Genomic DNA, 10809 nt, shown 5'->3' on the forward strand with positions numbered 1-10809 from the left:
ACCACAGCAATCTCGTCCGGAGTCACACACTCTCAACGCCACACCGGGCCGACAGGACACGCACCACAACAACCGACCTGACCAAGCCCTACTAGTTGACATCGGGCGACGTTCGTGACCTGCACTGATGCCAACCAGCTTCCGCGGCCGGAAGCACAGAACCAGGGAGATGGTTGGCACTTTGGTACAACGCAGGTCACCGTACCTGTGGCGACCGCGCCTCCGACATCGTTGTCGAAAGCGCGGCCTGCCCGAGGCGCGGCCCTACGGGATGTGGCACGCCCCGAGGGGACACCGGATGCCGGAGAGTGTGGTCGGCCTACGGCGTGTAGTGGGCGTCACTGCCGTACAGCTCCCTGGTGAACGCGGAGACATCGGCGCTGCGATCGGCGCCGTCGAGGTTGTACGTCAGATAGACGCCGTACCCCTCACTGACCGTGCGGCGGGCGAGGTTGGCGGCCGTGCTTTGTGAGGTTCCGCCGATCTCGACGGCCGCCGGCGACAGCTTCGACTTGGGCAGTGCGATGCCGGGGACCTGCCAGGTGCCGTAGTACGGGTTCCAGGCGTAGTCGAACTTGGACGAGACGTCGACGCCGCCGTAGGACAGGCGCGACGCGGCCGGGCCGATGTTGTAGAGGCTGATGATCTTGTCCGGCATGTTGGCGCGCAGTGCCGACACCAGGTACACGAACGAGCTGGCGTTGGGCTGGCCGGTGCCGTTGTTGCCGTAGTCGGCGTACTCGTCGTCGAAGTCGATGCCGTCGAGGCCGTATTTGGCCACGGTGTCCGACAGTTGTTTCGCGAACGTCGAAGCCGCCTGCCGGGACGGGAAGTTGGCGAAGCCCGCGCCCTGGTGGTTACCGAGCACCGAGAGGACGACCTTGATGCCCTTCTGCTGCAACGGCCGTATCTGCGTGGCGGCGTTGTCGAGGACGCGTTGCACGTTCTCGTTGAAGTACAGGGTCGCCGCCTTCGTGCCCGTGTCGTAGTTGATGTTCGCCGCGAAGATCACGGCGACGTCGAAGACGTTGCCGCCGCCATTGGCGAGGGTGTACTTGCCGACGTTCAGCATGCTGTTGTTGTTCACCTCGACGTACGCCACCGAGGTTGGTCCCTGTTTCGCGGGAGCGGGGGCCGCTGCCGCGCCGGTCGTGGCGGTCGCGCCTAAGGCGAGGGCTGTAATGGCCGAGAGCGCGAGCGCGGCCGTCCGTATTCTGCTCCGCACCGGAGTGAACATCGTTGATCGGTCTCCCATCGCATGGAGCGGCGCCCGACCTGTCCGCGAGCGCCGAGTGAGCCCCCCGATCTTTCCGTTCCCGTGACCGAATCCCCAGAACCATGCGAGAACTCTTCACGACTCCCACGCAGGCGCGTCGCACCATAACCCTGAGCCCCGGCAGGGGAGTTACTACAACGCTGCGCTGCCGCGCCGGCCCAGGCCGACGACCAACAGAACCCATGGAGATCGGCATCGACGCGATCACCGCCGGCGCGGACGAACCAGGCATGCACGCCGCGGATCCGCACCACTGGAGCAAACGGTCAGCCGCTCCTCTCCAGCAAACCTCAGGTTCCGCTCCTCGCGGATCAAACGTCTGACCGGTGTCAACCATCCCTCTTTTGTGCCAACCAAGAATCCTCGTCACAGGCGCTGCTCTTCGACGATGCGGGCCGGTACCTGCTGCATCTGCGTGACAACTACGCGGATATCTGGGAGCCAGGGTCATTCGCCTTGCCCGGCGGCGGCAGCGAGCCGGAGGACGAGACGCTCGAGGATACGGTCCGGCGCGAACTCAGCGAGGAAGTCCCTGATCTTGTCGTCCCGGTTCTCGAGCCCTTCGCTGTGGAGCAGGCCACCGGCGCCGATGGCCTGTGCGTACTGATCCAGGTCTTCGCCGGCCGCTGGAACGGCGACCCCGACCGCCTGCGCCTCACCGAAGGCGTCTTGCTGCGCTGGTTCCCGCCTGAGATGCTGCACCGGCTGCGGCTGAGCCCGTCAACACGCGACCTGGTGCTCCGACACGCGGCACAGCGCACCGCCGTCCTCGGCGACGACCACCCGGATGAGCGGCGTGACGCCATGGCGCAGGGCGTTCAACTGGCCGCCGATCTCGCCCAGGCCGAGGTCAGCGTGCCGGTCCCCCGTGCGGGAGGGTTGCCGCGTCTGGCGGTTGCTGCCGATGCGAGCGAGATCGCCCGTCTGAGGTCGGAACTCATTCTGTCGGAGCCGCTGGACGAGGACTGGTTGGCCATCTGCCGAGACCACCTCGCCGCGCGGCTTGTCCCAGGCGGGGACGCCCGGGCCTACGTCGTCGACGCGCCCGAGGGAGGGCTCGCGGCCTGTGCTCTCGCCCTGATCGACGCTGTGCTCCCCGCCCCTCGGTATCCAAAGGGGCTGGCCGCGCGGATCCAGGTCGTCGCCACCGTTCCCGCATACCGTCGGCGCGGCTATGCCCAGGCCGCTTTAACGGCGCTGCTCGCGCACCTGGAAGGGGACGGCGTGACGTTGTACGAGCTGCACGCGTCCGACGATTCCACCCCGCTGTACGCCGCGCTCGGTTTCGAGAGCGACCCAGGGCTCATGCGGATGACCCGCATCCCGGCCCCGGCGCACGCCCCCGCGCACGGGACCTGACCGGCGCCGGACCCGGGCAGCACAGCGAAACGAACCACCATAGGATGAGGAGCAGTTACGTGGGTTACGTCCGTCGGGACCAGTGGGACCGGCACTATGCGGAGCACCGGGGCTTCCGCCGGGTCGGTCAGACTGAGAAGGCGCTGCTGGCCGAGCATGTTCCCGCACCGGCCAACGGCAGGGCGCTGGACGTGGGTTGCGGCACCGGGGAACTGGCCGCCTATCTGGGCGAACTCGGCTACTTCGTCGATGCCGTCGATTTCGCCGACAGTGCTCTGGCCCGTGCCCGGGCCGAGCAGGCGGACGCGGTGGGCGTGCGCTGGCTGTGCCTGGACGTCGCATACGACGACCTCGCCGACCTGAACGAAGACGGATACGACCTGATCACTCTGCGCCTGGTGTACCCCTTCTTTGGCGACCGGCAGCGGGTCCTGCGCACGCTCGCCGGGCGGCTGCGGCCGGGCGGCGCGATCGTGGTGATCACTCCGCTGGCTGCCGCTACCCTGGCCGAACGGCGCGACATCGCGCTGGACGAGGGCGAGATCCGGCTGCTGACTGAGCAATGGAGGACTGCGGAGCGGTTCGACGCCGACGGCCTGACGGTCCTGGTCCTGTGTGACGCGCTCCAGACGTTCACCGCGGTGGAGAAGGAGGGGGCACCGTCGACACAGGCGGTCGCCGGCGCGTGCATGGTGGTCACCGACGCCTTCGGTCGGGTGCTGCTCGGGCGTTCCACGGACAGGATGTGGGAATTGCCCGAAGGCGGCGTCGAGCCGGGCGAGGACTTCCCCACAGCGGCCGTGCGCGAGCTGGCCGAAGAGGCAGGGCTGACCTGCCGTACCGAGGACGCCCATCTGGTGGCAATTCTCCATGACGACCGCGGCCCGCTGCGGCGCCTGTCCGGCGTGGTGCGCGCCGTCGCCTGGTCCGGTGAACTGGCCGTACCCGAACAGGAGCGGCTGCGGTTCGAGCGGTGGGAGTGGCACGATCTGCACTCGCTGGCCGCCCTCAAACGGGATGAATTGCATCAGATGCAACACTCCGCGGGGCACCTGAAAGGGCGTTTCTGCTGGTCGGCTAGGCGGGCCCCGAAGGGGGCCGCCTAGCCGATCGAGCTCTGACCTGGACGTTAGCATATGGATTCATCAATGTTGCGTTTGATACAACAGGCAGGTGAGCACGCAAGCACCCGGTTCAGCGCACCTTGTCCTGGCCCGCAACGTCATCCATCTCGACCCGGCGCCAGCGGTGTTCGACGCGATGAAGGAGGGCTGGGCGAGGCAGCAGTCGGCCCGGTTTCTGAAGTCCTCGACGATCGACCCGCGGGTGCGTCTGATCGAGCGGTTGGAGGAGTTCACCGGCCAGTACCCGTGGCAGTGGACGCCGGCGGACGGCGAGGCGTTCATCGCCCACCTGAGAAGTGGCAGCAAGCCGATCCAGATGTCGACGGCTCGCAGCTACGAGGTGACGATCGGCCTGTTCCTGGAGTACCTCCTCGACAGTCGGTACGGCTGGGTGCATGCCTGCTTGGAGCGGTTCGGCGAGGTTCCGCAGCAGATCTTCCACGAGGGCAACTCGGTCCTGCACACCGTCGAGTACGAGGGCGACCCGCGCCGCCGGCCGCTGGACTACGACGAGATCCAGGCCCTTTTCGACGCCGCCGATGCCCGGCCCGGCAAGATCCGTGGCCAAGGCCGCAAGGGCGCCCTGTGTGCTCTGCGGGACGCCGCTGTGCTCAAGACGATCTACGCCTACGGGACGCGCCGCACCGAGTCCTCCCGGCTCGACCTGGTCGACCTGCGGCGCAACCGGAAGGCCCCGCAGTTCCGCGGCTATGGCAGCGCGATGGTCCGCTTCGGCAAGTCCCAGAAGGGCTCGCCGCCCAAGCGGCGGACGGTGCTGACTGTCCCGGAGTTGGACTGGTGTGTTGACGTGCTGGACCAGTGGGTGACCGAGATACGTCCGCAGTTCTCGCCCGGGCGTCACCCTGCGCTCTGGGTGACGGAGCGGTGCGGGCGTCTGTCGCCCCGGTCGATCAACGAGGCGTTTGTCGCTGCCCGCGAGGCCGCCGGCCTCGACGAGGACCTCGACCTGCACTGCCTGCGCCACAGCTACATCACGCACCTGACCGAGTTCGGCTATCCGGCCCGGTTCGTCCAAGAACAAGTCGGACACTCGCACGCGTCCACCACGGCGATCTATATGGGGGTCTCGAACGAGTACCGCAACAAGCTGTTGGAGGCTGCTCTCAAGAACCGGCTGGGCGACGACTGGGACGTGACGACATGATCAAGAAGATGGGCTACCAGTGGCGGCTGCGGCAGTTGATGGCCGAGAAGGAGATGTTCCAGACCTCGGACCTGGTGCCGCTGCTGGCCGAGCGGGGCGTCACTCTCTCGCGCGAACAGGTCTACCGGTTGGTGACTCAGCCGCCCCAGCGGATGAGCATGGACACTCTCGTTGCGCTCTGCGACATCCTGCAGTGCACCCCCAACGACCTGATCAAGCCGGAGGTCGTCAACACGCAGCTCCGCAAGGCAGTCGGCGACGCCGACCCGGCCCCGACTCCGATTACTCCGCGGCGAGCCGTGGTTCGCCGTCCCGGGAAGCCGTGAACCAGAAGCAGAGAAATCGGCGGGACCTCGCGGAGGCCAGGGCCAGCATCGTCGGTCATGTCCGGCAACGGATTCCGGAGCTGACCGAGCAGGCGGCCCAGGCCGTCCTGGAGCGAGCGAAGGCATGGGGGCCGATACCCGCACGCGAGCTGGCCCGGCACTTCGCCGAACGGGGCGACGCGCTCACCGACCCGTCGCCCCACTGCCCGGCCGCACTGGTCCGGCTCCTGCGTCAGCTGAAGGCCGACGGGTTCGGGGAGGCGGTCACTCAGTTGTCCTGCGCCATCTGCGGCCGCAGCGACCGGGAGCTTCCCCGCCCGACTCCCCAGGGCCGCTGCTGCATGTGGTGCGTGTGCCGAACCGAGCTTCGGAAGTGCACCCGCTGCGGACAGGACGGCCTGATCGCCTGCCGACTCGAGGAGGGGCCGATCTGCAGGCGGTGTTAGAGCAGGGATCCTTCCCTGTCTTGGGACGAGTGCGCCGCCTGCGGGCAGCGCAAGCTGCCGAAAAGCCGGCGCGAGGACGGCAAGGCACTGTGCCAGTCCTGCACTCCCAGGCCGGAGCGGAAGTGCATCCGGTGCGGGAGACTTCGACCGGCCCACGCCAACACTGAGGACGGACCGGTCTGCAACAGCTGCTATGCGCCCCCGCCCCGACTCTGCGGAGGCTGCGGCAACCTCCGGCGGATCAGAGTCCGTGCCGCCGACGGGCAGCCCGAGCTCTGCCAGAACTGCAACGAGGGGCCGCTTGGGGTGTGCAGCGTCTGCGACCGGCAGGCGCGTGTCTACCGCGTGAGGGAGCGAGGAGGCGCACTCCACTGTGACCGCTGCCGGCCGCGCACGCTCGCTCAGTGCGCCGACTGCGGCCGCCAGCGTGACGTGCGGGCCAACTGGCCCGTCGGCCCGGTCTGCGACACCTGCTTCAATCGGCGACGGCGGAACCCCGCGCCTTGCTCGCGATGCCAGACCGCCCAGGTCCTGATCGGCCGCGCTGAGGACGGAGGCGATCTCTGCGGGCCCTGCTGCGGCACGGACATCACCTACAGCTGCAGCCGCTGCGGTTTTCCCGGCGACATCTACGACGCCGGACTCTGCACCAGGTGCTCGGTCGGTGACCGCGTGCGCCAACTCCTCACGCAAGGGGACGGCCCCGTCCCGCCGGCACTCCGTCCGCTGGCGGACGCGCTCGCCTCGGCCGACCATCCACGGTCCGTGCTGACCTGGCTTCGGACCAGCTCCGGCCCGAAGATCCTCGCCGAACTCGTGTCCCAGAACACGGAGATCACCCACGCGTCTCTGGACGCCCTGTCCCAGGACTACAACACAACCCATCACTTCCGGAAGCTCCTGGTGGCGACGGGCGTCCTGCCGGAGCGAAACGAGAACCTCGCCCGCCTGGAACTGTGGTCTGCCGATGTCCTGGCACGACTTCCGCAGCATCAGATGAAGATCATCCGTCCCTTCGCCGAGTGGCACATCATCCGCGACGCACGACGCCGGTCATCCCGCGGCCGGTACACCACCAACGCCGCCACCAGCGATCGCAGGGACATCCGCGCCGCGATCGACTTCCTGAACTGGCTCGATGGGAAGCAGCTCGACCTGGCCGCAGCCGGCCAGGAGGACCTGGACCTCTGGCTCACCACTCACCCCACACGGCGCAGGTCGATCGGAGCCTTCATCCGATGGGCCGGTGCCCGACGACTTACCAGCAGGATGGCCCTCACGGCAGAGCGAACCGGGCTCCCAACCCAGTTCATCACCGAAGCCGCCCTGAACGAGCAACTGAAACGCTGCCTGAACGACGACCAACTCCCCCTCGACGTCCGCATCGCGGGCGGACTGATCGGGCTCTACGGCCTGCCCGTCGTCCGCCTGGTCGAACTGACCACTGACCGGTTCGAACGCACTGGGGACGACGGCTACCTCACCATCGAACGGAACCCCGTCCTCTTGCCACCCAAGCTGGCACTGCTCATCGAGGAACAGATCGCTCGACCGACGGTCCGCTCGATGCTCCGGCCGCCACAGGACGGCCGCCCCACCTACTTGCTTCCGGGAGTGCCCGCCCACCGTCCGATCACGGCGCAGAGGATCATGAACAAGCTGCGGCAACACGGCCTGGAAGTCATCAGCGCGCGCAACACCGCCATGCTCGAAGCCGTTGCCGACCTTCCTCCGATCGTGATCAGCGACCTCTTCGGCGTCAGCGCTTCAAGCGCCCACAGATGGGCTCGGTTCGCCCAGGACAGCTGGACGGATTACCTCGCTGCCTGCTCGAACGACGAAGCAGGTCATCCGGAGGGATCTTGAAGGACCACTGAGCTTGAGATCGGCCTTCGTTTGGAGTCTTGAGACTCCGCGCCGGTGCGCGTCTTTCTCACGGAAGCTCCAGAGGCTCCCTGTGTCCGTCAGACTGCTTCAGGACCGAGATGAAGTGCGGCCAGCCGCGGCAGACGTCGGCGCATCTGGTCGGCGTCGTCGAAGTCAAACGACTCGCCCATATCGTCGCTCTCCTCGCCTTCGGTCGTGGCGCGAGCGTTGGCGTACTCCTCCCATGCCTCCCAGAAGGCGTCTGTGTCACCGGTCAGTCGCTCATACGCCCTCGCCGATACGAAGTTGAACTCTTCGTCGAAGATGACGTCCTGATCACCTGTGGCTGCCGCGTTACGCACAGCGGGATGCTCGGCTAGGGAGTCGGGGCAAGTAGCCGCCCGTTCGTACCACTCACACCCGAGGGCCACCAGACCCGCGGTGAAGTCGCTGAACCGGTCATCGGAGCACCCTCCGCCGATGAGGTAGGCGGCAGCCCACACGTCCCAGCGGTGGACAGCGTCACGCAGGCGGGAGAAGCAGTGCTCGAACGCGAGGATCTCTTCCGCTGACATGGCCGCCAGATGATCGGCGACGGCGTTGGCGAGCGGTTTGTCGTTGTCTTTCGCGGCGTCGAGCATGCGCCAGAACGCTTCGGTGTCCATGGCGGGCAGTCTGCCAGGGCCCTACGACAGTCGCCTCCGTATGGGACCCAAGGCTGATCTCAAGCTGAAGAGTGCCTCACCGCGCATGACTCGAGTGGCCGCACCTGCTGCCCCGACTGAGACGTCGTTTCTGATGGCGTGATCGCTCGTTGAGCCGTGCATGACGGATCTGGTGGAGCGCTTGGTACCGGACGAGTTGTGGACGCTGTTTCGGCGGGTGGTCCCGCTGACAGAGGTCATACGCCCTCAGGGCGGCGGCAGACGGAGGGCCGGTGACCGCGAGTGCCTGGCGGCGATCATCTTCGTGGCCACCTCGGGCTGCACTTGGCGGCAGCTGCCGCCGGTGTTCGGGCCGGCCTGGCCCACCGTCTACCGTCGCTTCGCCCAGTGGAGCCGGGACCGGGGTCTGTCCGCCTACGAGAGGAGCAGCAGCGACAAGGGGGTCGGCCGGGCCCCGATGCCGCCGGTCGGCAACCCCGAACTCGCCCTGGTCCTGGCCGGCGTCCCGGACTCCCTGGCCCAGACCGGCGGCGACCTGTACGCGGTCATCAACCGTTGCCGCGGTCGACGCCAGCCTGGACAGGCGGGTGCTCGCAGGACGGCGCGGTGCGGGCGTTGCTGCTGCTGAGGCGGGCATCGTCGAAGCCACGGCTGCGCAGCCCGGCCTGGTCCGGCGCTCATGGGCTGCGCTAGCGGGGTCGGCGAAGGGACGGGCCCCCTCCACCATGTCGGTGCAGAGGGGGCACTCGCGATGCTTCGCTGGGCGTCAGCAGTACAGGAGAGCGTCGTGGTTGTAGGTGAAGGAGGTCAGGGATCCGGCGTAGCCCGCGACGTAGTAGTCGTCGTGGCCAAGGTCCGACTCAACGACCACCGTGTGGCCGGTGTTGTTGACGATCGAGGCAGCGTGGTCGTACACCGTCTGCCCGTAACCAGAACCGTTCCCCCAGTGAGCGAACTTGAAGTCCGACAGACTGAGGCTCTGGCCAGGCGACCAGTCTTCCCACGCGCCCCAGCCGTACTGCGGCGAGTTGAAGTACAAGCACACGTTCCCGCTCGGGCAGGCCTCGGCCCCCGTCGGCGGCGTGGCGGCGAAAGCGCCTCCCGTGGCCAAGCTCAACGCGGCGACCGTGAGCGTCCCCACGATCGCAAGCTTGCCGGTGCGCCGCCCGAACCTGATACGCATTGCGTCCCCTCCCATGACGGCAGTGCCATGACGAAGCCCAGTCAGGCTGCCCACATAGCGAGCCCGTGCTGACTGGACTCCGACAAGGATCACATCGCCTCCGCGCCAGCGCTATGTGTCCGCCTTCTTCCGGTTGTGGAGATCACCGCCCATTAATGAGCGGTGCGCATCGTGAAGCCGCAGGTCAAGGGCCTGGTGTGCGCGGGGTTCGGGGTGCTGGGGCTGGTGCACGGCTTCGCCCACCTCAAGAACTGGCGCGTGCTCGGCAAGGTCCGCACCGACCCGAAATGGGCGACCGCCCTGGTCAGGGCCCTGCTGGTCCTCACAAACCGCGAAGTCTCCCGGTGACCGATGAGGAGTCGGATCGGGCCTGCGAGCGCGCGGTGATCACTCGGGAGGAGTTCGCGGCGGCGCTGGCCGAGGCCCGCGGGGCGGACGGTTCGCCGCCGGACAGCGGGGGTCGGACCGCGCCGCGGCGCCCGGCACGATCGTGCCCGATTGGCGGCCGGGACTTGAGACGACCGTCCTCGCCTCGGACTACCAGCGGATCATCGGGGCCCTGGAGGCGGCGGCGCAGCAAGGCTCGTCATACCCACACAACGACTCCCCCCGCCAAAGGAAACGTCGTCTACGGAGGGCGCTCGTGTGTCTGGCGTCTGCCTCCGAGATTGGAACTCCGCCGGAGACAGCGGGCCTCGCGTATCGGAGCGGTTGCCAGTCGGCCCAGGTGGCTTACCCGATGGTGGTCCTAGGGCTCTGGACGTCACCGTAGTAGTGACCGTTCACCCAGACCCCCGTGGAGATCACGTAAGTGCCAGCCGGTGCTGTCCAGTTTGCCCAGGACGTACCGTAACCGGAGTCCCATCCCGCATACACATAGGCATCGATTGAGGCGGAGGAAGTGCAACCAAAGTCGTGGGCCCATGGGCCGCTGAGGTTGTTGACGTTGAGGGCGTGCGCGCAATACGTCAGGCCCTGGCCGGTATAGTTCCGGAATGGGACCTCGGCTTCTATGGTGCGACGGTCCGACTCGACGTAATAGCAGGAGTCGAGGGTGACGCTGTTGCCGTAAACGGGCGCGTAGCTCCCCTTCGTGTTCCATGATCGGCACGCGTACGCGCTGGCGTTGGCGTGGGCGCTGCCAGTGCCGATGACCACGCCGCTGACGGCTATGACGCCAGCGACGACGGCCTTGGTGATACGTCCGGTCGCACCAGGCATTTCTCCCCCTAGGGTCGGCCCCCGGAATCGTTGAACCGTTCCGGGTTCGGTAGGGACTCGATCGTTTGAGAGGATCGAGGAGGAGGGTGGATTCAACTGGTCGTCGCAACACCCTGATCTCGGAGGTGTGCGATGTGGCTACGGCGGACTGGAGTTTGAAGACCAGCGATGTCCCGGA

At 67.3% G+C, this 10809-nt stretch carries 9 protein-coding genes and 2 pseudogenes; 8 read left to right on the plus strand and 3 right to left on the minus strand.

The features are described from left to right. Positions 1-319: 319 nt before the first annotated feature. Positions 320-1237, minus strand: a complete 918-nt coding sequence (locus ABZ656_RS52560) for an endo-beta-N-acetylglucosaminidase H (RefSeq protein ID WP_101403406.1) — start codon at positions 1235-1237, stop codon at positions 320-322. Positions 1238-1651: 414 nt separating this feature from the next. On the opposite strand from ABZ656_RS52560, the gene ABZ656_RS52565 reads away from it, so the two are divergent. The 6 genes from ABZ656_RS52565 (at position 1652) to ABZ656_RS52590 (ending at position 7562) form a co-directional block, all read left to right on the plus strand. Further along, the gene (locus ABZ656_RS52565) at positions 1652-2635 is read left to right on the plus strand and encodes a GNAT family N-acetyltransferase (RefSeq protein WP_360279119.1); all 984 of its coding nucleotides are present in this window, start codon (positions 1652-1654) and stop codon (positions 2633-2635) included. Between the two features lie 59 nt (positions 2636-2694). Next, on the plus strand, positions 2695-3741 hold the full coding sequence (locus ABZ656_RS52570) for an NUDIX domain-containing protein (protein ID WP_360279108.1): 1047 nt from the start codon (positions 2695-2697) through the stop codon (positions 3739-3741). Positions 3742-3895: 154 nt separating this feature from the next. Beyond that, positions 3896-4924, plus strand: coding sequence for a tyrosine-type recombinase/integrase (locus tag ABZ656_RS52575; RefSeq protein ID WP_101404132.1), 1029 nt, complete (start codon positions 3896-3898; stop codon positions 4922-4924). Then, entirely contained in the window at positions 4921-5250 is a 330-nt protein-coding gene (locus tag ABZ656_RS52580; RefSeq protein WP_217213689.1) for a helix-turn-helix transcriptional regulator, read from the plus strand. The genes ABZ656_RS52575 and ABZ656_RS52580 overlap by 4 nt, the downstream gene beginning before the upstream one ends. Continuing rightward, entirely contained in the window at positions 5247-5696 is a 450-nt protein-coding gene (locus tag ABZ656_RS52585) for a hypothetical protein (RefSeq protein WP_360279111.1), read from the plus strand. The genes ABZ656_RS52580 and ABZ656_RS52585 overlap by 4 nt, the downstream gene beginning before the upstream one ends. Positions 5697-6368: 672 nt before the next feature. Beyond that, positions 6369-7562: a hypothetical protein gene (locus tag ABZ656_RS52590; RefSeq protein ID WP_360279114.1), complete on the plus strand. Its 1194-nt coding sequence runs from the start codon at positions 6369-6371 to the stop codon at positions 7560-7562. Between the two features lie 98 nt (positions 7563-7660). Here ABZ656_RS52590 and ABZ656_RS52595 read toward each other — a convergent pair whose 3' ends face one another. Then, positions 7661-8227 carry a DUF4240 domain-containing protein gene (locus tag ABZ656_RS52595; RefSeq protein WP_101403404.1) on the minus strand — a complete coding sequence of 189 codons (567 nt, stop codon included), beginning with the start codon at positions 8225-8227 and terminating at the stop codon, positions 7661-7663. 160 nt (positions 8228-8387) lie between these two features. On the opposite strand from ABZ656_RS52595, the pseudogene ABZ656_RS52600 reads away from it, so the two are divergent. Next, a pseudogene (locus ABZ656_RS52600) lies at positions 8388-8621 on the plus strand (transposase); the annotation flags it as partial. Between the two features lie 372 nt (positions 8622-8993). Here the strand turns inward: ABZ656_RS52600 and ABZ656_RS52605 are convergent. After that, the gene (locus ABZ656_RS52605; protein ID WP_180362316.1) at positions 8994-9410 is read right to left on the minus strand and encodes a peptidase inhibitor family I36 protein; all 417 of its coding nucleotides are present in this window, start codon (positions 9408-9410) and stop codon (positions 8994-8996) included. 228 nt (positions 9411-9638) lie between these two features. On the opposite strand from ABZ656_RS52605, the pseudogene ABZ656_RS52610 reads away from it, so the two are divergent. Continuing rightward, positions 9639-9758, plus strand: a pseudogene (locus tag ABZ656_RS52610) (IS5/IS1182 family transposase); the annotation flags it as partial. Positions 9759-10809 lie beyond the last annotated feature (1051 nt).

It is taken from the genome of Streptomyces sp. NPDC007095 (genome assembly GCF_040634475.1).
Lineage (GTDB): Bacteria > Actinomycetota > Actinomycetes > Streptomycetales > Streptomycetaceae > Streptomyces.